General features: G+C 52.1%; 21 protein-coding genes and 1 pseudogene. 15 read left to right on the top strand and 7 right to left on the bottom strand.

All coding sequences use genetic code 11. The features are described 5' to 3' along the window. Window positions 1-77: 77 nt before the first annotated feature. The 6 genes from M0P74_07545 to M0P74_07520 form a co-directional block, all read right to left on the bottom strand. A complete protein-coding gene (locus M0P74_07545; protein MCK9363435.1) occupies window positions 78-1,052 on the bottom strand; it encodes a hypothetical protein in 975 nt (324 codons plus the stop codon). Window positions 1,053-1,141: 89 nt separating this feature from the next. Further along, the gene (locus tag M0P74_07540) at window positions 1,142-1,462 is read right to left on the bottom strand and encodes a hypothetical protein (GenBank protein ID MCK9363434.1); all 321 of its coding nucleotides are present in this window, start codon (window positions 1,460-1,462) and stop codon (window positions 1,142-1,144) included. Window positions 1,463-1,551: 89 nt separating this feature from the next. Then, on the bottom strand, window positions 1,552-2,760 hold the full coding sequence (locus M0P74_07535) for an OprO/OprP family phosphate-selective porin (protein ID MCK9363433.1): 1,209 nt from the start codon (window positions 2,758-2,760) through the stop codon (window positions 1,552-1,554). Between the two features lie 70 nt (window positions 2,761-2,830). Then, window positions 2,831-4,273 (bottom strand): rhodanese-like domain-containing protein, encoded by a 1,443-nt coding sequence (locus tag M0P74_07530; GenBank protein ID MCK9363432.1) that lies wholly within the window; start codon window positions 4,271-4,273, stop codon window positions 2,831-2,833. A gap of 152 nt (window positions 4,274-4,425) precedes the next feature. Continuing rightward, window positions 4,426-4,743, bottom strand: coding sequence for a metalloregulator ArsR/SmtB family transcription factor (locus tag M0P74_07525; GenBank protein MCK9363431.1), 318 nt, complete (start codon window positions 4,741-4,743; stop codon window positions 4,426-4,428). Window positions 4,744-4,927: 184 nt separating this feature from the next. Beyond that, window positions 4,928-5,989 (bottom strand): histone deacetylase, encoded by a 1,062-nt coding sequence (locus M0P74_07520; protein ID MCK9363430.1) that lies wholly within the window; start codon window positions 5,987-5,989, stop codon window positions 4,928-4,930. Between the two features lie 369 nt (window positions 5,990-6,358). On the opposite strand from M0P74_07520, the gene tatB reads away from it, so the two are divergent. The 15 genes and pseudogenes from tatB (at window position 6,359) to M0P74_07445 (ending at window position 23,559) form a co-directional block, all read left to right on the top strand. Next, window positions 6,359-6,688: a Sec-independent protein translocase protein TatB gene (gene tatB, locus M0P74_07515; GenBank protein MCK9363429.1), complete on the top strand. Its 330-nt coding sequence runs from the start codon at window positions 6,359-6,361 to the stop codon at window positions 6,686-6,688. Between the two features lie 42 nt (window positions 6,689-6,730). Continuing rightward, on the top strand, window positions 6,731-7,510 hold the full coding sequence (gene tatC, locus M0P74_07510; GenBank protein MCK9363428.1) for a twin-arginine translocase subunit TatC: 780 nt from the start codon (window positions 6,731-6,733) through the stop codon (window positions 7,508-7,510). Continuing rightward, a complete protein-coding gene (locus M0P74_07505; GenBank protein ID MCK9363427.1) occupies window positions 7,507-9,564 on the top strand; it encodes a PBP1A family penicillin-binding protein in 2,058 nt (685 codons plus the stop codon). Before tatC ends, M0P74_07505 begins: the two co-directional genes overlap by 4 nt. 48 nt (window positions 9,565-9,612) lie before the next feature. Continuing rightward, on the top strand, window positions 9,613-10,440 hold the full coding sequence (gene dapF, locus M0P74_07500; GenBank protein MCK9363426.1) for a diaminopimelate epimerase: 828 nt from the start codon (window positions 9,613-9,615) through the stop codon (window positions 10,438-10,440). Beyond that, entirely contained in the window at window positions 10,437-11,606 is a 1,170-nt protein-coding gene (locus tag M0P74_07495) for an LL-diaminopimelate aminotransferase (GenBank protein ID MCK9363425.1), read from the top strand. Before dapF ends, M0P74_07495 begins: the two co-directional genes overlap by 4 nt. 35 nt (window positions 11,607-11,641) lie before the next feature. Continuing rightward, the gene (locus M0P74_07490; GenBank protein MCK9363424.1) at window positions 11,642-12,673 is read left to right on the top strand and encodes a YchF family ATPase; all 1,032 of its coding nucleotides are present in this window, start codon (window positions 11,642-11,644) and stop codon (window positions 12,671-12,673) included. A 356-nt stretch (window positions 12,674-13,029) separates the two neighbouring features. Then, entirely contained in the window at window positions 13,030-14,979 is a 1,950-nt protein-coding gene (locus tag M0P74_07485; GenBank protein ID MCK9363423.1) for an aldehyde dehydrogenase, read from the top strand. A 38-nt stretch (window positions 14,980-15,017) separates the two neighbouring features. After that, window positions 15,018-15,575, top strand: coding sequence for a (4Fe-4S)-binding protein (locus M0P74_07480; GenBank protein ID MCK9363422.1), 558 nt, complete (start codon window positions 15,018-15,020; stop codon window positions 15,573-15,575). Window positions 15,576-15,611: 36 nt separating this feature from the next. Then, entirely contained in the window at window positions 15,612-16,763 is a 1,152-nt protein-coding gene (locus M0P74_07475; protein MCK9363421.1) for a (Fe-S)-binding protein, read from the top strand. A gap of 33 nt (window positions 16,764-16,796) precedes the next feature. Further along, a complete protein-coding gene (locus M0P74_07470) occupies window positions 16,797-19,898 on the top strand; it encodes an FAD-dependent oxidoreductase (GenBank protein ID MCK9363420.1) in 3,102 nt (1,033 codons plus the stop codon). 46 nt (window positions 19,899-19,944) lie between these two features. Further along, window positions 19,945-20,343, top strand: a pseudogene (locus tag M0P74_07465) (hydrogenase iron-sulfur subunit). Window positions 20,344-20,553: 210 nt separating this feature from the next. Next, entirely contained in the window at window positions 20,554-20,712 is a 159-nt protein-coding gene (locus M0P74_07460) for a helix-turn-helix domain-containing protein (GenBank protein ID MCK9363419.1), read from the top strand. A gap of 34 nt (window positions 20,713-20,746) precedes the next feature. Further along, a complete protein-coding gene (locus M0P74_07455) occupies window positions 20,747-21,220 on the top strand; it encodes an NAD(P)H-dependent oxidoreductase subunit E (protein MCK9363418.1) in 474 nt (157 codons plus the stop codon). A gap of 9 nt (window positions 21,221-21,229) precedes the next feature. After that, complete coding sequence (locus M0P74_07450; GenBank protein MCK9363417.1) at window positions 21,230-22,924, top strand: NADH-quinone oxidoreductase subunit F; 1,695 nt, start codon at window positions 21,230-21,232, stop codon at window positions 22,922-22,924. Window positions 22,925-22,944: 20 nt separating this feature from the next. After that, window positions 22,945-23,559 carry a 2Fe-2S iron-sulfur cluster-binding protein gene (locus tag M0P74_07445; protein ID MCK9363416.1) on the top strand — a complete coding sequence of 205 codons (615 nt, stop codon included), beginning with the start codon at window positions 22,945-22,947 and terminating at the stop codon, window positions 23,557-23,559. A 157-nt stretch (window positions 23,560-23,716) separates the two neighbouring features. Here the strand turns inward: M0P74_07445 and M0P74_07440 are convergent, their stop codons facing one another. Further along, complete coding sequence (locus tag M0P74_07440; GenBank protein MCK9363415.1) at window positions 23,717-25,765, bottom strand: molybdopterin-dependent oxidoreductase; 2,049 nt, start codon at window positions 25,763-25,765, stop codon at window positions 23,717-23,719. Between the last annotated feature and the right edge of the window lie 148 nt (window positions 25,766-25,913).

Here is a 25,913-nt window from a genome sequence, read left to right as displayed (position 1 = left end):
ACCTTTTCCTGATTGAAAACCTCTTCGCCATCCTTCGTTGTTGCAATTACCGACAGAACCAGTCGGTTGGGGGTCGGTCACCCATCGGGGATGGAGTGTCCCGACCGGTTGATCATCTCCACCTTCACCACAACCTTCGGAACAAGGTCGGTTATGTCGCGCCAGTAGTATCCGAATGCCTCGACCTTGAAGTCGACCGCATCCTTAATCATCGCCGGGTCCCTATATCCCTGGATATTATGACCGAGCTTGCTCTTTTCCATGTGGCAACCCTGACAGGACTCTTGTCCCACCTCGGATTTGTACGACCAAAGATAGCTGCCGTAAGAAGTGCAGCACTGGGTCGGTTCGTCCAGCTCGAAATTCGGGCCGAGCCCGTGGCACTGGCCGCACTGAATCGCCTCTTTCATAATGGGACTGACTGCCATCTTCGGAAAAGCATCCGAGGGATGATCCCCATCCTTCGAGCCGTAAACAACGCCCGCCTTCGGATAGCCATCCTGCCATTTATGGGTGATGGCGTTACGGTTATGGCAGACAAGACAGTTAATGGAAACGCTCTTCAGTTTGGCTTCTTCCTTCTGCGCCGTCTCCTTGTCCTTCCTCTTCAGAGCGTCTTTCCAGCGGTAAAGAGACGTAACAATCTCCTGGGCAACCGAGTCCTCGGCGTCCGCAAGCTGCGGCAGATGGCACTTCGCACATCCCATCAGATGCTCCACCTTCACATCTTTCGGACTCTTCACCCCCGAATAAGGCTGTTCCATCCAGCCATTTTCAATAGAGCTCATGATCGTCATCGCTGTACGCGCCGTGCCGAAAATCGAGCGCGAATGAATAGACTTCTGAGCCTCGTCATGCTGCTCCTTGTGACATTCAACGCACGAGCTCGAATCATACATCTTTGCCAGCTCTGCAACGCTCTTTGCCTTTCCGGATTTGGCGACGATGGTTTCTTTCCAACCGATCCCGGCCTTTTCCGCAAACGAAAGAGAAGCGAAGGCGATGATCCCTATAACCGCCAACAGCAGACCTTTCATTGGTATTTTTATCATACCCACCTCTCTCTAACCTGTTTTAGGGAAGACAACCGCATGTTGAAAGCTCCTTACACGCGAAAGTGCGGTCGCCCCCCTCTTTAGAATCAGCAGCCCTGAAGCTCATCCCCAGACGACTCTTCCAGGGAAATCGTTGAGTCAACCTTGATTTTGGCAGCCTTGGCTCTGCTGAAGCGCAGAACAACTTCATTGCCCTTCATTGAAACAATCTTCGGGGCGCCGCCGCCGCCGATAACCGTAGCCCCGCTCTTCACCCACGGGGGAACCGCTCCCTCGATTGCCACGGTAACCTTGTCCCCGGATACCTTCGCAACCTTGCAGTTAATTTTCTCCGCCGCAATCGCCGATGCCGACATTAAAACAACCAGCAAAAACGCCATAATCCCGATCCTGATTCTTCCGGACATCTTATCCTCCTTTTCATTTAGTGTTTTGATACGCCAAGCCGCCGTATTCGAAATTATGCGGCCTGGCGTATGGATATGATCTTTTTTTCTTAGAAGATAACCTGAAGCTGCGCGACGAAAGTCATAAAACTTTCGGTACTGTCGGCGCTGGTCCCGGTCCCCTTGTCAAAACTTGTATTGCTCGCTTCAAGCGTGATCTTCAGGTTCTGGCCCCGGATGTAGTAATTGAAGCCTCCACCGTACCATTCCACCTCCTGGTCGACAATGCCATTCAGGTTTGCAAACGCCCACTTTTCATATCTGGCAAAGAACTGCAGCGGGGTATTCGGCAGCATGTAGCCGGCCTTTACGTAAAAACCGTTCTTCTCCCCCTTTAATCCAATCGTATCTGGATCGGGATTAAAACCCTTGTATGCGTTGCCGAGATCGATATCCTCATAGGCGGCGGAAGCGGTAACCGTGCCAAAATTCTCTATGGGGTATTCAAAAAAGATGTCGGCCGTCCACGCCTTGTAATCCTTCGCGTCGGTTTTGGCAACGGTATCCGCATAAGCGACGTCTGGTTCAAACTGATAGGCGGCGCCGATGGTCAGAACCTGTTTATTCCCCAGATAGGTCCCTTTATAGCCATAGTCGTTTTCCGGATCCAGAAGCGTCACATGGCCGCGCACCGAATACCGGAAACTCGATTCCGGCTGGGGAGCGGCCGCGGTAGTGGCATTTCTCCCCTCCATGACATCGGCCCGATACTGGAACATGTCATCAAACAGGTTCCCCCAGATCGCGATACCCTTGTCACGGGTGGTCACATAGGGGGCGCGGATGAAGAGAGACCGATCGAGGGTAAGAGGCATTTCACATGCTTCCAGGTTTTCACGCGAAAGGTTGTATTTGAACTTGCCGGCGTTCACCTTGAACGCATCAGCGAAGTTGAACCGCACTACCGCGTCGAGCATCTGAAACTCGTAACCGCTGTCGGTATCGCTTACAGTGAGCGTGCCAAGATCCTGATGCTCGGTGTACTCCGTCTGCACATAAATGCTTATCAGCTCGCCATATTTGCCCATGAGAGCCAGGCGGTTGCGGCGAAAGTTGAAATCATAGGTGGCAGATTCCTTGTTGGTCCCGGAACCATTGTCGCGCATGGTCATCTGCAATTGCCCCTTGTAGTCGAGTTGCAGCAGACCTTCATCTTTCGGCCCGAACTTCACTTGCGGACCGGCATAGGCGGTCCCGGCGAGCAGCGCCACACCAAGGACAACTGCTGCGAGTTTTGCTGTTATTCTGTTTTTTGGCATAGGGTTCTCCTTTTATTAGGTTGTTTTAATTTTTTCTTTTCACGAGCAGACTCAATCCATAGCCTTCCTTTTAGCAGCCGCCGCCGGAGGAACCGCCGGAAGAACCGCCCGAGGGTGAGCTAAGCGGGCTTTTGTAAGCCTTGTCCGTCGCTTCTATCTGGTTTGCCGCCGGATCGGTGACCGAGGTAAAGACATCCAGATTAATGTAATAGGGCAAAGGCTGTATCGGATATTTTACGGCACTTCCGACCGGTGTGTTGTCCGTGTTGTAGGTGACTCCGTCAACCGCATCCCTTACATATTTCGGCAGAAGCGTATCGGTAGTGTTCGGCACGGGATCGGAAACGCTGAGCGGGTATGTTGACCAGATCGATCCCGCTTTTAGTTTGCCGCCCTTCTTGTCCGCCATGAGCGCCCACTGTCCCCAGGAACCGTCATACCATACGACGTTCCAGTTCAAGATGCCATCCAGGGCAAAGAATTCAATCGTCGCGAAGTTGCCAGCGCGGCAGTAGATATAAGCGGTTTTTGTCTCGTCCATCCCGACGGCGTTGAACTTGCTTTTGAGGCTGGCGGGAGTGCCATCGTCTGCGGGGAAGAATACGTTGCCAGCATACATGTTCGTAGCGTACAAATTTACGGCATTTTTCATATGTCCTTCAAAAACCACATATTCCGTCGTGGCGCTGACTGCATAGGGAAGTAACCCCGATGTCGATCCGGGAATCCCCTTGTAAATATTCCCCGACCAGGTGGAAGTCGAAGTCACCGGCACTGCCAGGCCGTTCGCCGGATTGCTCAGATCGTCGATGATGGCGTGTTTCGTCCCATCATAATTCTGAACTGCATGCATCATTTCGCCCAGCGAAGCGCGAAGCTGCGTCTGGACGCGATTGACGCCGTTCGGCGTAACGCAATAACTGGAGGGCTTTATAGTCGGGGTGGCCAGACTCATTGGATTTGCAGCCTTCCAGACGGTATCGACCCCATCGAGCACTTTCAACCGGCTCTTAGGGAATCCCCAATAGCGGAATGTGGCATATGCTCTGGTTGCGTTGGAAACACTGGAGCTTGTGAAAACAATTGTTGTATTTGCATCGATGCCGGCCCTTTGTATAATTGCATCCATATGCGGACCGTCAGTGACAAGCGACCCCATTTCCGCAACGCCTTCGAGACGGGTAAGCAGCAGTTCGCCGCCGTCCACCCTGACGGCACCCGGAATGTGACCACTGGCATAGGCCGTTGCATCCTTGTAATCAAGGATAACGACTTTTTCACCTGCAACGAATGGAGAAGACACTCCCTGTACAAGCCCCTGATCCATCCAGCCCTTCAATGTTGTGGCATCGACTAACGCATTGGCGGTTTTTGTCAACACCGGGTCGTAATTGACAGCATCATAACTTGATGTCCCACCGCCGCAGCCCCAGAGAACAAAAAAAACTATTGCTATCGCACCTAACAATGAAACCAAACGCATTTTGCCATTTTTCAACATGTCTTTATACATACCTCCTCCTCATATCATTGATGGATTTTCCTCCTGACGTTACAAAGTGCCCGCCTTCACCCCCCTTCTTCTCTTGGACTGTCTTTTCAGTTCTATAGACGCTTACCCGCAAAAGGTTGATTGGCAAATTTGCCAACATAACGTAAAAAAAATTATCTCTTCAGCCCCTCCAATTGCTTCTCCACCTTGTTCTGAACAACGGCCGTCGCACATGAAAAGAAATTCGCCACACATGTCTCTTCGAGTCTATAGATCATTTCCCTGCCGACTTTCCGTGAAGAAATGATGCCTGATTCTTTCAGAACAAGCAGATGTTTGGAAATAGTGGATTTATCCAAATTGAATAATTTGAATATTTCGGAAAAGGAGCGTTCACCATCCAGGATAAATCCGATGACCATCATCCGCACGGGATGGCCCATCGCCTTAACAACCTTAGCCCTCAATTCCGCTTCGGAAAATGTTATCAAATACTTGCTCCTTCAAATCGCTAAGCCGCCGTCGATATGCCTTCCAACCAATCTTTTGTCAAGGCAAATTTATTGGCGATACGACAAACTGATCAAGCGATTGCGGCGCCGCTGCCGAAGGCTTCCCAATCTCCTGACCTTGCGCTATGGCAACGCGGATTGCCGGGATAAGACATTGATGGCGTTATCCATTCAAAATCGGCCAATATGCCGCTTGCAGCTTCCGCACGTTTTCTATTGCCGGTTCGTTATCCAAATCGGCCTTGCTCGCAAGACGCGCCACCGCTTCTTGCGTGGCCCGGGTTTCTCCCAGAAACTCCAGTAAAACCGCCCGGACGCACTTTACCAACCCCAAGACGTTATACCCGCCCTCCAGCGCCGCCACAACGCGGCCGCCGCAAACCTCTTCCGCCAGATCGAGCAGAATCCGGGCAAGGCCGGCAAATCCCGCCGGCGTCACCTTCATCTCTCCGAGCGGATCGCCTTCATAGGGGTCGAACCCTGCCGAAACCAGGATAATCTCCGGGCGGAATTTATGGGCTACCGGCAGAAGAATATCTTGAAAGACGCGTATGTACATGGCATCACCCGCACCGGGCCGCAGAGGAACGTTGATCGTATAGCCGGCGCCCTCCCCCTTTCCGGTTTCCTCCGGGCGGCCCGTCCACGGATAGGCAGGAGACTGATGCGTCGAAAAATACAACACATTGTCATCTTCGTAGAAGGCCTGCTGGGTGCCATTGCCGTGATGGAGATCCCAGTCCACGATCAATACCCGTTTCATCCCCAGCCGATCCAGGGCGTATCTGGCCCCGATGGCAATGTTATTGAAGATGCAAAAACCAGCCGCCGCATTTGCTGCCGCATGATGACCGGGCGGTCGCACCATAGCGAAGGCGTTGTCCGTCTCTCCAGAAACAACGCTGTCAATGGCGGCGATAAACCCGCCTGCGGCCAGTCTTGCCGCATCAAACGTGTCGGCGGTTGCGGCGGTGTCGGGATCGAGCATTGTCAGGTTTTTCCCGGCCGTAGCGGCGATAGCATCGATATACGAGGGGAGATGCACCATCTCCAGTTCTCTGCGCGTGGCGTATCGCGCATCGATGTTGTTGAATTTCCATGACATATCTGGATTTTCGAGCATATCGTAGATGGCGCTCAGCCGCTCGGGAGACTCGGGCTGGCTAAAGACGCCGCCGTGCCGCACATATTGCGCATTCTTGACGATTCCGGTATTTTTTGCCATCTGGCTCCTTTGCTGCCGGTCAAGTTTTTCAGGCCGCTTCCGGGGAAAAGCTCATGTACAACCGCCGGAACATATGTCGGGGTTAAAACACGAACGACAGGGAGAACGTCAGAAAAGGTTTCTGGCTCATTCCTGAACATTACCGCTCCCGGAAGAAACGCGGCCATTAGTAATATAGGAGGCTGCCCGCTGTCAAACTCTTTTCGCCGATAAATATCCGGGACGAAGCGGCAACTCTATAAAATTACAACCCCGGAAAAGATATTGACAAAATTTTCCTGCTGCGGTTATAAGCGCCTCGGGAAAATGCGTTTGGGAATTTTCATGGTCCCGCAATAAAGGGATGTTAGATTCGTTAGAGGTGCGGTCATGTTTGGTATTGGTATGCCGGAGTTGTTGGTAATCGCGGTAGTCGCCCTGCTTGTGGTTGGTCCCAAGAAGCTGCCGGATATTGCCAAAGCATTGGGAAAAGGGCTTTCCGAATTTCGCAGGGCGGCCGACGGCGCAACGGAAACGATCAAGGAGACGCTGAAAACCGACGAGCTGAAAAAGGACATGGACGGCATAAAAGATGCCCTGCTTCATGGTGGCAAGGAACATGGTGGCAAGGAAGAGACAAAAAACGCCGCTCCCGATTCTACCGCGGCCGAGGATAAAAAGAATTCCCCCAAAGGCGACGAACGCAAACCTCATGTATAGCCTTCCGACGGCGCCTCTAAACATTTTTTTACCGATAAATCTATGGAAACGGAAAATTCAGAAGAAGAAAAACTGCCCCTGACCTCGCATCTCGAAGAGCTGAAGGCGCGCCTGATCCGGGTGCTGATCGTTGTCGCCATCGGCTTCGGGGTCTGCTATCTGTTTAAGGACTGGTCTTTCAAGGTAATCACCAAGCCGCTGGTCGAGGCGATGCCGGCGCAAAGTTCGATGATCTTCACGGGACTTCCAGAGGCATTCTTCATCCACATGAAGATCGCCCTTTTTGCCTCTCTGCTGCTGACTGCCCCCTATACCCTGTTCGAGATCTGGCGCTTCATCTCTCCCGGGCTTTACAAAAAAGAGAAACGGGCGGTCGTTCCGTTTGTCTTCTTCTCCTCACTGCTTTTCGCCGGCGGGGTGCTGTTCGGTTATTTTATTGCCCTGCCGCCGGCCTTTCGTTTTTTTGTCAGCTTTTCGACAGACTTTTTAAAGCCGATGATCTCGTTCCGTGAATATCTGAGTTTGACGCTTAAATTTCTGCTTGCCTTCGGTCTCAGTTTCGAGATGCCGGTATTCCTGTTTTTTCTTGCCAAGATCGGGATCGTCAACTCAAAAATGCTGGCAAAGCAGCGGCGCTATGCCATTCTGATTATTTTTATTGCCGCCGCCGTTCTCACACCTTCTCCGGACGCAATCAGTCAGATTCTAATGGCAGGTCCGCTCCTGATTCTCTACGAGGTCAGCATTGTTCTGACAAAATTCGCCGGCAAGAAAAAATCATCCCCCGAAGAAGCCGAAAACGAGGAAGCCGACCAATCATGACGATTAGACATTCCACCCTGCCAAAGAAGAAGCGCTCAGCCTCGCGCCGCTCCCTTCTGGGGATCGCCGTTATTGCTTTTATAGTGCTTTTCGTAGGCGCCGCCCTCGCGGGAAGCAGTCTGGTATATTTCGCGCTGCTGCAGGAGCTGCCCAGTATTGCAGCCCTGAAGGATTACCGCCCGAGCATCACGACCAGGGTCTATGCGGACAACAACGAACTGATCGACGAGTTTTTTCTCGAGGACCGCAAGGTTGTCAAGTACGAGGATATCCCGAAGATAGCTATCCAGGCCTTTATCGCCGCCGAAGACTCGCGTTTTTTCCAGCATGGCGGCTTCGACACGCAGAGCCTGTTTCGGGCTTTTTTCAAGAATGTCCGGGCGGGACACATCGTCCAAGGGGGAAGCACTATTACCCAGCAGGTGGCAAAACTGCTTTACCTCTCCCCGGAGAAGAGCTACACGCGCAAGATCAGGGAGGCGCTCCTCGCCCTCAAGATTGAAAAATATCTGACCAAAGAGGAGATTATCACCCTCTATTTGAACCATATCTATCTCGGCCACGGGACCTACGGGATAGAGGCGGCCTCCCAGGGATATTTCGGGAAAAGCGCAAAAGAGCTGACGCTTGCCGAAGTCGCGATCCTGGCCGGACTTCCAAAGGCGCCCAGTGCTTATTCCCCCTACCTGCACCCTGATAAATCTTACCAGCGGCAGGCCTACGTCCTCGACAGGATGCTGGAGGATGGATACATAACGGCCAAAGAGCGGGACCGGGCGCTGGCGACAAAGGTGCGGTTGCGCTCGATAAAGCCAAAAGACAAGATCGCCGCTTATTTCATCGAAAACATTCGCCGCTACATCCTGGAAAAATACGGCGGAGACGTCCTTTACAAGGAAGGTCTGGAGGTTTACACAACGCTCGACATCAAGATGCAGATGGCGGCGCGAGATGCCGTTGAACGCGGTGTAAGTGAAGTAGAAGAGCGGGAAGGCTACAAAAAAGGGGAGCTTCAGGGTTCCCTGTACGCGATGAATCCGAAAACAGGCGCCGTGCTGGCGATGGTGGGAGGACGTAATTTCCAACACAGCGAGTTCAACCGGGCGACTCAGTCCAGGCGCCAGCCGGGTTCGGCTTTTAAACCGCTGATCTACACCGCCGCCTTCGACAAGGGAATGACGCCCTCCACGGTTATCGTTGATTCCCCGATCGTCTATCCCGATCCCCAGCAGCCGGATGGGGTGTGGACGCCTCAAAATTTTGACCGGAAATTTCTCGGACCGACGACTTTGCACAATGGCTTGATCCATTCCCGGAACATCATCTCGATCAAGATTCTGGAAGAAATAGGGGTGGATTATGCGATTGCCTATGCTAAAAACATGGGAATAACCTCGCCCCTGGCACGCAACCTCTCACTGGCCCTCGGCACCGCCGGCGTTACCCTGCAGGAACTTGTCCAGGCTTACGGCGTGCTTGCCAACGGGGGGCAGCGGGTTCAGCCCTTCTTCATCAAAAAGATCGTCGATCGCACCGGACATGTCTTTGAAGAGACCCAGCCAAAGTCTGAACAGGTGATGGACCCGCGGATCGCGTTCATGACGACATGGGTCATGCAGGATGTTGTTGAAAGTGGTACGGCGCAGATGATAAAGAAGCTCGGAAGACCGGTTGCCGGAAAAACCGGAACAACCGACGATACCCGCGACGCCTGGTTCCTTGGCTTCACCCCGTCGCTGGTTGCAGGGGCATGGGTGGGATTCGATCAGGAAAGATCGATGGCGCGACAGGAGGTGGGTGGCCGGGCGGCGGCGCCGATCTGGCTCTATTTTGCACAAAAGGCTCTGGAAGAATCGCCTGCCGAGCAATTTCCCGCCCCGGAGGGAATCGTTTTCGTCAAGGTCAGGCAAAAAACCGGTTTGCCGGCTCAAGGATCGGGCAAGGATGTGATCTATGAGTGTTTCCTCGAAGGGACAACCCCCGATGGCGTCGAGACGATCCTCCCGGAAAACCTGCCCACAGCAATCCCGAGAGCGGAAGAGGAGTCGGATTGATCGTTTGGGTAGGGGCGGTTCGCGAACCGCTCGTACAGAAAGGTTCTGATGATTGAATTTTATAAGCTAAGCGGCAGCGGCAATGATTTCATATTTATCGACAATATGGACAGAAATCTTCAGGTCGGAGAGCTGGCTTCCTTTGCAAAAACCGTCTGTGCGCGGCAGGTTTCCGTTGGAGCGGACGGCCTTATTGTGATCGAACCTTCCGACAAGGTCGATTTCCGTTGGCGTTTTTTCAACGCCGATGGTTCGGAAGCGGCGATGTGCGGCAACGGAGGGCGCTGCGCCGCGCGCTTTGCCTTCCTCAAGGGAATCGCCGGAGCGCGGATGTCCTTTGAAACGATTGCAGGCGTCATTGATGCCGAGGTAAAAAATGATGTCGCCAAGATTCACCTGACCGCCCCGCACAGCCTGGCGATGGATGACCAGATCAAGGTGGGAGGAAGCGACATTGCCATCCACAGCGTGGATACCGGAGTCCCCCATGCGATTCATTTTATAGAAGATATTGATCAGTTCGACGTCTTTCATGTCGGACGGGAAATACGCCGGCATGCCCATTACCAGCCAGCCGGGACTAACGCCAATTTTGTCCTGATTGTTGACGACCACACGCTCCGGGTGCGGACTTATGAGCGGGGCGTCGAGAATGAAACCCTCGCCTGTGGAACCGGCTCCGTAGCCTCGGCCCTGATCGCCGCCCGCAAGGGGTTCGTCCAGTCGCCGGTTGCGGTCCATGTCAAGAGCGGCGAAATACTGACAATATACTTTAAAAAGACAAACGACGGCTTTACGGATGTTTATTTAGAGGGAAAGGTCACTGTCGTATATCAGGGAAAACTGTGGGATGAAGCATGGAGGAAGGGGGAATGAGCGTGCAGATTGCCGAGCGTTTGACAAAAATACCGCCTTATCTGTTTATGGAATTGAGGAAAAAGATCGCCGCCGCCAAGGCGGCCGGCGTTGACGTGATCAGCCTCGCGATCGGGGATCCGGTCGAGCCGACCCCAGAGGCGATCATCGCGGAGCTCTGCCTTCAGGCTCGCGACCCGGAGAACCACCGCTATCCGACGGACGAGGAGAAGGGGATGTTCGCCTTTCGCCAGGAGGTCGCCTCCTGGTACAAGAAGCGATATGATGTCAGCCTTGACCCGGCGACTGAGATACTTGGTCTCATCGGTTCCAAGGAGGGTTGTCACCATTTTATCATGGCCTGCATAAACCCCGGGGACATTGTGCTGATGACCGATCCCGGATACCCGGCTTACCGGGCAAGCATCCTGCTGGGAGGCGGCATTCCCTGGAGTGTTCCTATCCGGCCGGAAAATGGATATCTGCCCGTCTTTGAGGAAATACCCGGAGATGTGCTGCAAAAGGCCCGGGGGATGTTTTTGAACTATCCGAATAACCCGACAGGGGCCTGCGCGACCCGTGACTTTTTTGATAAACTGGTCATCTTCGCGAAGAAAAACAACATCGCCGTTTGCTACGACAACCCGTACAGCGAGGTTGTCTTCGCAGGCCAGGAGCGATTGAGCTTCATGTCCGCCGCGGGGGCGAAGGAGGTGGGCGTTGAGCTGAACTCCCTTTCCAAACCTTACAACATGGCCGGCTGGCGGATCGGCATGGCCATCGGCAACAGGGAGCTGATTGCCGCGATGAGCAAAGTCAAGGAAAACACCGACTCCGGCATCTTCAACCCGATCCAGTTCGCGGGGATTCAAGCGCTGCGAAGCGAAGGCGGAAACATAGACCGCATGCTCCAGATCTACGCTGCCCGACGCAAACGGGTTTTACAGACGCTCGCCAAGATCGGGATAGACTTCAATCCGCCAAAGGGTACCTTCTACCTGTGGATTCCGACCCCGCAAGGGATGAGTTCTCTTGAATTCACCAACCACCTGTTCGAGAAGGCGGCCGTTGTCGTGGCCTCCGGCACCGCCTATGGGCAGTACGGCGAAGGATTTGTCCGCATCTCGCTGACTGTACCGGATAAACGGCTGGAAGAGGCGATGGCCCGTATTGAGAGCGTAGCTTAATGTTCATAAAAGGCCTTTGCCTGAGGAAACAATAAATGGAAATTGGAATTATCGGCCTGCCGCAAAGCGGGAAAAGCACCCTGTTTGAGATCATGACCGGCGTCAAGAGCCGCGATCTGCACGGTGAGACCTGCGTGCGAGGGCTCGCTGCCGTGCCCGACCCACGCTTCGAGAGGCTGGTCGAAATCTTCGCGCCGGTCAAGGTTTCACCCGCCAGAATCCCCTTCAGCGATGTTAACGCCGCAGGTGAGAAGGCATGGAATGCCGTCCGTCAGAGCCTCTCCGGTGCCGATGGGCTTGTCCATATCGTTGACGCCTTCACCGCGCTTGATCTAGCGGAGGCGCTTGGCCGCTACCGCAAGCTTGAAGACGAGCTGATTCTTTCCGACCTGCTGATCGTGGAAAACCGCCTGGAACGGCTCGCCAAAACGGCAAAAAAACCGATGACCCCGCAGGATGCCCTGCACGCCGCGGTCCTGCCGAGGCTTCTGGAACAGCTTGAGGGCGGCAAGCCGCTCCGGGGATTGCCGCTTTCCGATGAAGAGAAGCACGGCCTGAGGAGCTTTTCCTTCTGGACAATTCGCCCGGAACTTGTGGTCGTCAATACCCCGGAGGACGATCCATCGGTCGCCGTTGCCTTTTTGCAGGCATTGGGAACGGATGTTCCCGGCATCGGCATCTGCTGTGAAATCGAGGCGGAACTGATCGCCCTGCCCGTTGGAGAACGCAATGAATTTCTCCAGTCGCTTGGCATCGCCGAGGCCGCCTTTGGACGGGTGATTAAAGCCGCTTTCTCCCTCCTCGGCCAGATTTCCTACTTCACCGTCGGCGAGGACGAGGTCAAGGCCTGGGTAATCCCCGCCGGAACAAAGGCCCCGAAAGCCGCCGGGGTCATCCATAACGATTTCGAACGGGGGTTCATCAAGGCCGAGGTTATTGGCTACGAGGAGTTCATCGCCTGCGGCGGCAGCTACGTCGGGGTCAGAAGCCAGGGGAAACTCCGTCTCGAGGGCAAGGAGTATATTGTTCAGGACGGCGAGATCATCAATTTCCGGTTTAATGTGTAAATATCGATGCCGCACGGCGCTAATGAAAAATTTTCCTCCGGGCTTTGATACTGCATACAAAAAACTTGACATTATTTTTTAAATCTGTTTGTAAGTCCCGACCGAGTTTGGAGTGTTGGAATGGTTCTTATGTCATAAATCAGGTTTTTCCTTGGGTCGCTTTTCAAAGGGGCCGCCAGAGTTGTATTCGTTACTGAAACCATGGCATAAATATTAATGTAGCAAAGCTTTATAAATTTAACCAGTATTTAAGTCTTGGCCTTGTGCAGGCGCAGGCCGTTTTGCATGAAATGCATGATCCAGTTAGATAAGTATTTAATCTACAACGGGTTCAGGCAATCAAGAAGGGGGAAAAAATGAGGTACGGAGAGACAGGTTTTAATTTAGAGATTGATCTATCCCAGGGAAGCATTGACAGGGTCGAAACTGACCCGAAATTAACCGAGCTTTTTCTGGGTGGTCAGGGCACTGCCGACAAGATACTGTGGGACAGGGTTCCTGCGGAAGTTGAACCCTTCTCCCCCGAAAATGTATTAATTTTCAGCTCAGGTCTTTTAGTAGGAACCCCTGTTCCCGGCGCCAACCGCACCATTGTTAATACCTTTTCCTCCCAGACCAACTTGCATGCCCATTCATTATTGGGGGGATATTTTGGAGCGGAACTCAAGCATGCCGGTTATGACAAAATAGTCATCAGTGGCAGATCATCCGAGCTGGTTTATTTGTGGATAAACAATGACAAGGTGGAAATACGCGATGCCAGTCATCTGCGGGGTATGGGCTGCCAGGAAACTGCCGAACAAATTAAAAGAGATTTGAAGAGCGAAAAAATTCAGGTGGCGGCTATCGGCCCGGCCGGCGAAAACAGGGTCAATATGGCTTCCATCGATCACAGCCACTCCAGCGCGGCCCGCGGCGTAGGCTCGATCATGGGCGATAAACGGCTGAAGGCGATAGCGATTCGCGGGACGAAGGACCTGAATATCGCAAGGCCGACAGAGCTTTTTGAGATGTGCCAAAACCTAAGGAAGTCAATTGCTGAAAACCCGTATGTCGGAGACTGGATGGCGACTGATGAGGATGACAGTTTTCACCACAACAATTTTTCCTGGGGCAATGCGCGGGTGCGAAGAAGGGATTTCTGGAGCAAGGAACTCGAAGAGAGATGGCGCAATCTCAAATATAAGTATATGAACCGGCAGACAAGCTGCTATAACTGCCCCAAGGTCTGCCACAATGTGATCTCCTTTCCGGGAAAACCAACATTCTCCTATAAATGCTACGGGAAAGACACCTATCATATGGCGGCCTTTCAAGAGTTGGACTTCAGTTATGAGATACTCGGCATTTCTCAGGAGTACGGTTTGGACTCATACTCAACGCCGCAGGTTATCGCCTTTGCCCTTGAGCTGTACGAAGCCGGCATTTTGAAAGACCATGATTTTCCGGGAATGCCGGTAAACGTCAGGGAACGATTCTTCTATCTGCTGGAAAAAATTGTTCACCGGGAAGGGATCGGGGATATCTTAGCCAATGGCGTTTCTTTGGCGGCGCGTCAGATCGGCAACGGCGCCGAGGCGTATGATCATAACACCATCAAAAGATTTGAGCAGTTGCCTATCAAGCTGGGAAGGCTGAATCCCGTTTATTTTCTCATGTTGGCCACGGGTGAGAAGATGGCGATTACCCAGATTGAAGGCTCCTTCCCCCAGGATCCCCTTCCCACCATAGAGCAGAGAAAAGAGTTTGTAAATGGGTGGGTTTCGGTGCCTGATGAAAAGTTTAAAAAATATTTTATGGAATGGGAAAAGCGCGACACCATCTCCAATGAGGCGTCTTGCGCCATTTGCGATTGGAACGAGGCGATGCATTACCTGGATGATGCCACCGGGATCTGCGGATTTCTTTCATCATTCCGAGGCGGTCAGTTTGGCGGAAGGTCGGCTTACCATATCCATAATATGCCGCCTTTAATATCGTTTGCGACAGGGATAAAGATGGATGAAACCCTGCTGTGGGAAGTGTTTCAAAGGAACCGGACCCTGGTCAGAGCCCTAAATGTCCGAAGGGGCATGAGAAGAATTGATGAAAAGCCTCCTGAAGACCATTGGGCAATCAGAGACCATGATTATGAGCAAAAGCTGCTTGACGATTATTATGAATTCAAGGGATGGAATAAAGACGGTATTCCTACCAAAGAGACGTTGGACAAACTGGGCTTGGACTACGTCAGCGAAGACTTCCTCCAGAAGGGAATCCTGAAGGATAACGAAGCTGCTTCGGCCGGAAAAGAGAAAAAAGCGTAGCTTCATGTTCATCAATAAAGTCTATGGGGGTGCTAACCGTGAATGGTGGGGTAAAAAAGAAAACAGTTAAAGAAATAAAAGTTAATGTTGATAAGTGCACTGGCTGCCGGGCTTGTGAGCTTTCCTGCGCCGCATTCCACGCTTCGCCAAGATATAGCAGCATTAATCCGGCGAGGGCCCGGATTCGGGTTTTCATTTATGAACGGACTGATTTGTACGTTCCGGTGCGCGCCACTAATTATACGCCAGCCGAATGCAGCGGCAGACAATCTTATATTATCGATAAAAAAGAATACAGCCAGTGCAGCTTCTGCGGCGCTTCCTGCCCCTCCAGGGATCACTTTAAGGAACCCGATTCAGGTCTTCCTCTAAAATGCGATATGTGTGAAGACGAACCGCCCCTGTCGGAGCCGATGTGCGTGCAGGCTTGCACTTTCGGCGCCCTGACTTATGAAGAAACGTTTGAGGAAGAGGGGAAGGAAAAAGAGGCAAAGCCGGAAGATTTGAAAATAGGCTTGGAGTCCTTGGTAAACAAATATGGCTCGCAGAAGGTAACCGATGCCGTTGCCCGGATGTCCATGTCCCAGAAGGGCTGAAATTATTAAGGCGAAACAAGAGCATAGAGGAACGCAATGGAGACAGTAGCTCCTTACAGGGAGATAATAGACGTCATCAAGGAAAACGGCGGAGAGGTTTTCAAGTTCTGCTATCAATGCGGGATGTGCGACTCTGTCTGTCCGTGGAACCGGGTGATCAAGTTCAGCATGCGCAAGCTCATCCGCCAGGCCACCTTCGGTTTGACGGAGATCGAAAGCGACGATATGTGGCGCTGCACCACCTGCGGCCGCTGCCCGCAGCGTTGTCCCCGCGGCGTCAAGATCATCGAGCTGGGGGTTTCCCTGCGCCGGGTTGCCACGGAATACGGGGTGTTCCCCACTTCCGTCCGCCCGCTCCGCGGCATCAGCTCCAGCCTGATGGCCGAGGGCAATCCGTTGAATGAAAAGCGGGAGAAGCGGGGGGACTGGGCAAAAGGTCTGTCTGTAAAGACGTTTGCCGAGGGGATGGAGCTGCTTTATTTTCCCGGCTGCTATCCCAGCTATGACCCCCGGATGAAAAAGGTTGCGGTCGCGACGGTTAATATCCTCAACAAGGCAGGGGTTGATTTCGGGATTCTGGGTGCGCAGGCAGGCTGCTGCGGGGAGAGCATCCGCAAGGCGGGGGATGAGGAGTTATTCAAACGTCTGGCCCGGGCCAACATCAAGACTTTTATCGAAAACGGGGTGAAGAAGATTCTGGTTTCCTCGCCTCACTGCTACCACACCTTCAAGAACGAATATCCCGAATTCATGGTGCACTTTGAGCTGGTTCACAGCACCCAGTACCTGTTTGAGCTGATCAATTCAGGCCGGCTGAAGCTTGCGAAGGGTTACGAAAAGAAGGTTGCCTGGCATGATCCCTGTTACCTGGGACGGCACAACGGGATATACGACGAGCCGCGGGAGGTTTTGAAGAAGATAGACGGACTGGAGCTTTTGGAGATGGCCGATTACCGGCAGGACAGTCTGTGCTGCGGCGGGGGCGGAGGGCGGATCTGGATGGAGACGCCCAAGAGCGAGCGGTTCTCCGATCTGCGGTTGGCGCAGGCGGTGGAGGCAGGGGCCGAGGAGCTGGTAACGGCCTGTCCTTACTGCATCACCAATTTCGAGGACAGCCGCTTGAACATGCAGGATAGCGAAGCGCTGGCGATTAAAGATATTACGGAAATCATCCAGGAGCTGATTTAGGTAACCGAAGCAACCTGATAAGGACAGATAAAAATGGGAAAAGAAGCAGTGGCGGGACAGCCTTGCAAAAGTCTCACAGAAAGCAATTGGGGCGATGTGATGGTCGTCGGCGCAGGGATCAGCGGCATTCAGGCTGCCCTCGACCTTGCGGATATGGGGTTCAAGGTTTATCTGGTTGAGAAATCAACGACAATTGGCGGCAAGATGTCCCAGTTTGATAAGACGTTCCCCACGAATGACTGTTCCATGTGCATTGAATCGCCAAAGTTTATCGAATGCGACAGACATCCCAATATAGAGATCCTGACCTACACGGAAGTTGACAAAGTCAAAGGCGTAGCAGGGGACTTCAAGGCCACCCTGATTAAAAAGCCCCGGTACGTTGATGTGGACAAATGCACGGGCTGCACGGCCTGTTCAGAGTACTGTCCGGTGAAGGTCCCTGATCCATATAACCAAAAATTATCGTTGAGCAAAGCAATCCACATCCATTTTTCTCAGGCAGTGCCGCTTATCTCTTACATTGACCCGGAAGCCTGCCTTTACCTGAACGACGAAAAATGCAGCATTTGCCTGGGAATATGTAAGAACGGCGCCATAGATTTTACACAAAAGCCGGAGGAGCTGGAAATAAGCGTTGGGGCAATAGTTCTGGCGCCGGGTTATGAGATATTTGATCCCAAGCCACGGGGCGACTACGGCTACGGTCAGATGCAGAATGTAATAACCAGCCTTGATTTTGAGAGGCTGCTGTCTTCCACCGGGCCGTTCGCAGGCGAGGTTCTGCGTCCTTCGGACAGGAAGTATCCCCACAAGCTGGCCTGGATTCAGTGTGTCGGCTCCCGACAGGTTGTCCCGGGCGGACACAGCTATTGTTCCGCTGTCTGCTGCACATATACCCAGAAACAGGTAATTTTAACAAAAGACCATGACCCGGCAGTCGAGTGTACGGTATTTCATAACGACATCAGGGCCTATGGCAAGGATTTCGAGCGATTTTACCAACGGGCGGAAGGGCTTCCCGGGGTGCGATTTATCAGAAGCTATGTATCGATAGGAAAAGAAATCCCGGACAGCAAGAATGTAACGATCCGGTACTCGACTCTCGAAGATGGGGTAAAGGAGGAGGAATTCGATCTGGTGGTATTATCCGTAGGATTAACGCCTCCTGCCGGCGCCGTGGAATTTGCAAATAAATTCGGCATAGAGCTTAATGCCCAGGGATTCTGTAAAACCAACCCTGTTAACCCGATGGAGACCACTCGTCCGGGGATTTTTGTAAGCGGCGCCTTTCAGGGGCCGATGGATATCCCCGAATCGGTTATGGGGGCCAGCGGGGCTGCGTCCCTTTGCGGTCAAATTCTTGCCTTTCAGCGGGGGGACCTGGCCAGAGCAAGAATGTATCCCGTGGAAAAGGATGTCTCGGATGAGGAGGCGCGGGTAGGCGTCTTTGTGTGCCGCTGCGGGACCAATATCGGAAGAGTTGTGGATGTTCCCTCTGTGGCGGAATATGCTTCGACCCTGAAAAACGTTGTTCATGCTCAGGAAAGCCTCTTTGCGTGCTCTACTGACAATGCCCGGCAGATCTCGGATACAATCCGGGAAAAAGGACTCAATCGCGTGGTTGTCGCCGCCTGCACCCCCCGCACCCATGAGCCGCTCTTCCGGGATACGGTTCGTGAAGGGGGGATTAATCCCTATTTCTTTGAATTTGCCAATATTCGGGAGCATTGCGCCTGGGTGCACTCCCGCGAGCAGGAATCTGCCACCAAAAAGGCAAAGGATTTAATCCGGATGTCGGTATCGCGGGCTTCGCTTTTGCAGCCGCTCCAGGAATTTGAGCTGCCGGTTGACAAAAGGGCTTTGGTGGTCGGAGGGGGCATCGCCGGCATGACCAGTGCGCTCGCCTTGGCCAATCAGGGATTTGAGGTTTATCTGCTGGAAAAAGACAAGGAACTGGGAGGGGTGGCGCGCAGACTTGCATACACCCTGGAAGGTTTGGATGTTCAAGAATATTTGCGTGACACGATCCGCAAGGTTTATCAGCACCCCCTCATTCATGTATCCAAGGGCGCCGCCATCATGGAAGTTTCCGGGTTCGTGGGGAATTTTACAACCAGGGTAAAATCCGGGGGAAGCGTCAAGGAGCTACATCATGGGGTATCCATTATTGCTATAGGCGCCGAAGAATATAAGCCTGCCGAGTACCTCTATGGCAAAGACGACAGGGTATTGACCCTGCTGGAATTAGAGGAGAAAATCGTCAAAAAGGAAGAAAGGCTGATGAACGCTCAGAGCCTGGTGATGATTCAGTGCGTCGGTTGCCGACAGGCAGATCGCAATTACTGCAGCCGGGTCTGTTGCAGCCAGGCTGTCAAGAATGCCCTGAAGTTAAAAGAGATAAACCCCCAGATGGATGTCTATATTCTCTTTCGGGATATGCGAACCTACGGGTTCAGTGAGGATTATTACCGGGAAGCGGCCAATCAGGAGATAAAGTTCGTCCGCTATGAGGCCAATGACAAACCGGTTGTGGAGGCCGCCGAGGAGGAGGGCCGGAAAATCCTCCGGGTTACCGTCACCGATCCGGTTTTGGGAAAGAAGCTGGCTCTTGATGCTGATTTGCTTGCTTTGGCCGCTGCCGTCATTCCGGCGGCGACGAGTGAAGAAATATCACAATTCTTCAAGGTGCCTTTGAACCAGGACGGCTTCTTCCAGGAAGCCCATGTAAAATTAAGGCCGGTTGATTTTTCTACGAGCGGCGTTTTTCTGTGCGGGATGGCCCATTATCCCAAGCACATATCCGAGACGATCAGCCAGGCTTATGGGGCTGCCAGCCGGGCGGTAACTATTCTCGCGCGGGATACGCTTATCGCCTCGGGCGCTGTTTGCGAGGTGAATGAGAACGAGTGCATTGCCTGCGGGGCGTGTCTTTCTGCCTGTACGGACGGCGCTATAGAGTTTCATGAGACGCCGCAGGGCAGCAGGGTGCGGGTCAACTCCATCCTCTGCAAAGGATGCGGGCTTTGCAACTCAAAGTGTCCGGTAGGCGCTATCTCCCTGAAACACTATACCAATAAAGAGATACTTTCCCAGATTAACGTGGCATTCCCAGCTCCTGTAGAAGTGCAATAATGGGAAAAACAGGGATTACTGCCAAGGAATGGAGTTAAGAATGGCTATTGGGCACAAGTTTGAACCGAATATTTTGGGATTTTTATGCAATTGGTGCTGCTACGCCGGGGCAGACCTTGCGGGGGTTGCGCGGTATCAATATCCATCTAACATAAGAGTGATAAGACTGATGTGCTCCGGCAGAGTCGATCCGGAATTTATCCTTCAGGCCTTCGCCAACGGGGCAGATGGGGTTTTTATCGGCGGTTGCTGGCTTGGTGAATGCCATTATGGCGTGGAGGGGAATTACCATGCCTTGAGCATGATGCATATACTAAGAAAATTGCTGAAACTGCTGGGGATTAACCCTGAAAGGCTAAGGATCGAGTGGGTCTCTGCCTCTGAGGGGATCCGTTTTGCCGAAGTAGTAACTGACTTTACGCATAAACTCAAGGAGTTAGGCCCAATCGGCGCGAGCGAGGGGATGGACAGGGATGAATTGAATTTCAAACTGGAAACAGGGAAAAATTTGGTTCCCCAACTCAAGCTGGTCGAAAGGGAACGGCTGAGGGTTCATTTTGAAACAGTTGAAGAATATGATGAGTATTTCGCCAGCGACGATGTCGAGATGATGTTTCGGGAGTTAGTTGCAGAGAAATTGGCAATCGCCCAAATTATGTTTTTGCTGCGAAAAAGTCCCCTTTCCGCAGCAGAAATATCCAGTACTTTAGGCATAAACCCCTCTGACGTATCCAGACACCTGAAGGTTTCGGCAAGACAGGGCTTAGTCCGGTTCGATGAAAGCCGGAAGCGCTTTTCTCCCGTCTTAAAGTGAAGGAGTATGCATAGGGATTATGGGAAGGAAGAAGGTGAAAACAGTAGTTATGGATGACGATAAAATCGATCAGATTGTTAATAAATATCAGGGTGATGCCGGCTCACTGATCCAAATATTACTGGATATTCAGAAAGAACATCATTGGCTTTCCAAGGAAGTGCTGGAGAAGGTCAATAAGGAATTGCAAACTCCTTTGCCGTTAAGCAAACTACAGCATATAGCAAGCTTTTATAAGGCCTTTAGTTTAATGCCCAAGGGACGTCATGAAGTTCAAATTTGCATGGGCACTGCCTGTTATGTGCAGGGTGCGCCGCGCATCCTCGCTGCAGTTGAGGAAATGCTTGGCATTAAACCGGGGGAAACGGATACAGAGCTGAAGTTCAGTCTGGAGACAGTTAACTGCCTCGGCTACGGTGCGCCCGGTCCGGTAATGATAGTGGATGGAAATTATTACAGCAATATGACCCCCGACAAGGCAAAAGATATATTGAAAAACTACGATTAGAGGAAGATTATGCCGAGGATAAATTCACCTGCCGAATTGGAAGAAATCAGGAAAGGCGTCTTATCGAAAAGAAATCCCGATAAGCCTTTTCTTGCGATATATGACGGAACCGGCTGCATCGGCCTCGGTAACGATAGCGTTATCAGCGCCCTTGAAAAAGAAATTAAAAAACAGGATTTACAAAACAAGGTTGATGTCAAAAAAACTGGCTGCCCTGAATTTGGGGAAAAAGGACCTATCGTTATTATTTATCCCGAGGGGATCTGCTATCTGGGTGTAACTCCGGAAGATGCCCCGGAGATTATTTCTCAGACTGTAGTTGGGAAGAAAGTCATTGACCGGCTGCTCTATACTGACCCCCATACCGGCGAAAAAATAGTGCATCAGCAGGAAATACCCTTTTACAAAAACCAGTTGCCGCTTCTTATCGGCGACAATAACAAGATTGATCCTAAAAGTATCGATGATTATCTGGCGATAGGCGGCTATTCCGCTTTGGTGAACGCGCTCCTGAACATGTCGCCGGAACAGGTGATCGCCGAAATCAAGCAGTCTAACCTGCGCGGACGCAGCGGCGGCGGTTTTCCTGCCGGCATAAAGTGGGAAGCGTGCCGCAATGCTGAGGCTGAAACCAAGTATATTATCTGCAACTGTCATGAGGGCGACCCGGGCGCTTTTGTCGATAGAAGAATGATGGAAGGAAATCCTCACAGTATTTTAGAGGGGATGATAATCGGCGCCTATGCTATCGGGGCGAATGAGGGATATGTCTTTGTGGGGGATGAATTTCCCCTGACTGTAGAAAATACCCAGACCGCCATTAAGCAAGCAGAGGAGTACGGCCTGCTGGGTAAAAATATTTTAGGTTGCGGTTTTGATCTCAATATCCGGATTAGCATCGATGGCGGGGGCTATGTCTGCGGAGAATCGACGGCGCTTATGGCTTCAATGGAGGGCCGGGTAGGCGAGCCCATCACAAAGTATGATCACGCGACGGAAAGGGGTCTGTGGGCTAGCCCGACCGACCTGAACAATTTACAGACATGGGCCAATGTTCCGCTTATAATCAATCGGGGCGCTGATTGGTATGGGAAGATAGGAACCAGCCGCAGCAAGGGAACAAGGGTTTTTTCGCTGGCCGGGATGATTAACAACAGCGGCTTGGTGGAAGTGCCGATGGGAACGACCTTTAGAAAGATTGTCTTTGATATCGGCGGCGGCATTCCGGGAGATAAAAAATTCAAGGCAGTCCAGGTAGGCGGCCCCTTGGGAGGTTTCGTGCCGGAGAGCATGCTTGACTTGCCGGTTGATTTTGAGGAATTGACGAAAGTCGGCTTGACAATGGGGCCTGGTTTGATTGTCACGGCCGAAAATACCTGTATCGTTGATATGGTTAAATATTTTCTGAAGTTCCTGTCGAATGAATCCTGTGGGAAGTGTACCCCTTGTCGGGAAGGCCTCCGGCAGATGATAAAGATTCTGAATAACATTACCGAGGGCAAGGGGAAAAAAGGCGACATCGCGCTTTTAGAAATGATAGCTGCGGCTCAGCAAGGGGCGGCATTATGCGCTCTGGGCAAAGGCGCCGCTAACCCACTGCTCAGCAGCCTTAAATATTTCAGGGATGAGTATGAGGCTCATATTGAGCAAAAACGCTGCCCAGCGCTTGTATGCAAGGAATTGATATCTTCTACTCCATCATAATAGACAAGTGAGGTAAAAAAATGGGTGCAGTCACCTTGAAGATTGATGACAAAGAGGTAAAAGCAAAAGAGGGCATGACCGTTCTTGAAGCGGCGCTCAGCGCCGGCATCGCCATCCCTACCCTTTGTCATCATGAGAAGTTGAAACCCTATACTGCCTGTAGAATTTGCACGGTGGAAATAGAAAAAAAGGGTAGAATAAATCTCGACACTGCCTGCTCCTGCCCGGTAGAAGATAATTTAGTGGTAAGAACAAAATCGGAGAATGTAATCAATATTCGCAGAACCATTCTGGAGCTGATGCTGGCACATGCCCCTGATGCGCCGGTTTTGCAAGCATTGACAACGGAGTATGGGGCAGACAAAAACCGCTTTGGGAAAGAGCCTTCTTTTTGCATTCTTTGCGGCCTATGTGTAAGATATTGCGCTGAAATAAAGAAGAAAAACGCTGTTACTTTTGTTGACAGGGGGACGACAAGAGAGATAGTTTTTGTGCCGGAGATAGCCTCTAAGGAGTGTGATAGCTGCAAGGAATGCTTCTCGCTCTGTCCTACATCGGCCTTGCAGTCCGCTTTCGTCTTAGCCGAAGCGTTTGCGTTTCCCCAGATTTCCCAGGCGTCGGCTGCGGATAAATAGGAAACAGTCTCTATCGAGTTTTTTTAAAAGCGGTGTGAGACAAGACCCGGGTTAGGGTGTCTGTCTCACGCCGCTTTTATCAGGTTTATCAAAAATCCCTGGCGGCAGGAGCGGTTGGATGCCGACCATTGAAGATCGACATCCGCCTTCCGCTTTTCTAAATCTTTCTTATTGAACACATCAGTGATTTCATATCCGGATAGCCCATGATGGGCTCCAGACATTTAACATCCGTAAGCAGATTGACGTTGGCCTTACCGGTCCAGCCGTGCGGCACAATCACCATTCCTTCTGCAACCCTTTCGTCCACGTGGGCTTTCATCGTCACTTTACCCCGATTCGTTTCAACCTCCACTCCATCTCCATCCATAACCCCATACTGCGCAGCGGTAAGGGGACCCATTTCAAAGAAGGGCTCCGGATTCTTTTCATGCAGCTCCGAAATTCCCCGGTGCTGGCTGTGGGTGTAATAGAGACTTCTTAACCCGGTAGAAAGTATCAGCGGATATTTCTTCAGCGATGCCGGGGAACTGTTCACCGGACTTCTCAACGGCTCCAGATAGGTGGGGAGCGGGTCGAACCCGACCTTCTCCAGTGCCTCGCTGTAGATTTCTATCTTTTTCGAGGGGGTTGAAAACTGGTCGCTCTTGAAGCCGTATTCCTTCTGTTGATAGTAATCTCCTTCGGGCTTTTCATGAAGCAGGTAATCGAAGGAAAGGCCTGTCTTGGAAAGTTCAAAAGCCACAAGCTCTTCTTCCGTCTTCCAGGGAAAGAATTCGTCCAAGCCCAGTCTCCGGGCAAGTTCGGTAAGAAGCTTCCATTCCGACCAGCTGTCGTAATACGGCTCAATGCATTTCTTCCGCAACATCAAAAAAGGCAGGCAGTGGCAAACATTGTAGGTATAAGCCACTCCCCATTTTTCGAGATGGGAACAGGCCGGAAGCACATAATGGGCCTCCCGGGCGGTATCGGTCATGAACAGGTCGTGCACCACTAAAAGATCCAGCTTCCGGAAAGCTTCCGTGAAGGCATTTGTATCAGGCATGGAGACAAGGGGATTGCCGCCTACCACAATGAATGCCTTCAGCTTGTCGGGGATGCTTTCGGGAACCAGCGTCACCACCCCATAGGGGCTTTTGCGGCCCCATACCTCAAAGAAGAGAGGATACTTATGTGAACCTATCGGATCTCCATCCACACGAATCCCCGCGTTGCCAAAGGCAATGCGCGGGCTGATTGTCCAGGCGCCGGGAACATTGATGTTGCCCGTAATGATTTGCAGGATCGCAAAGGCGCGACTGTTCTGCGTGCCATTGGCCGTCTGATCCTGCGTGCAGGTGCCCTGAAAGATGCTTGCCCCTTTTGTGCCTGCGAACATTCGGGCTAACTTCCGGATATCCTCCGCCTTGACCCATGTGATCTTCTCTGCCCATTCCGGGGTGTATTGCTGCACATGCGGAACCAGCTTGTCGAATCCCATCGTGTACTTATCGATGAAATCCTGGTCATAAAGCTTCTCATTGATGATTACATTCATCATTGCCAGGGCCATGGCGCCATCCGTTCCCGGCCTGATCTGCATATACATGTCGGCGCGGTCGGCAAGCTTGATGCGCCTGGGATCAATGACAACCAGTTTGGCGCCCTTGGCTAAATTCTCCTCAAGGGCAAGCTCGAGTGGAAAATCCGATTGCTCGGGGTTGTGTCCCCAGATAATGTAAAGCTTGGAATCCAATTCTTCAGTAGGGTATTTGCCAAAGGTGATCTGTCGGGTGCGAATGCGCATCCGGTAGCAGACGCTTTCCACCGAGAAAAAATTGGGCGATCCGAAAGCGGCCTTAAACAACTGCACCAGGCTTGCCATCTCCAGATTCTCCACGCCGATCGAACCGGAGAAAACACCCAAAACCTGGGCGCCAAACTGCTCCTTGAGACCCTTAAGTTTAGCCGCAATCTCGTCCAGGGCTTGATCCCACGAAATCTCCTGAAATACCCCTCCCACCTTCTTCAATGGGTGCTTTATCCGTGCCGGGCTGTACACATTATCCAGCGTGCCTAATCCCTTCGGGCAGAGCTGACCATGGTTGAGAGGATGCGACTCCAGACCCTCAACCTTTACTGCCTTCCCATCCTCCACGGTGACTTTGCACCCGCAGCTATGATAACATAGACTGCAATCCGTGAGCACTTCAACTGTTTGCGCCAATTTCCTATCTCCTTTCTATCTCTGTTGGTTTCCGAAACCCTGCCGGGAAATATCTCTCCTGAAACGACACCCTCTCAGACAAAACAGGCTTTGGGACAGGGGTTCCTTTATGCCTTACGTATTAACGCTCTCCATCTGCTGCAAAGAA

The sequence above is a fragment of the Syntrophales bacterium genome (assembly GCA_023229765.1).
GTDB lineage: Bacteria > Desulfobacterota > Syntrophia > Syntrophales > UBA5619 > DYTH01.
This window is presented reverse-complemented; position numbering and strand designations above follow the sequence as displayed.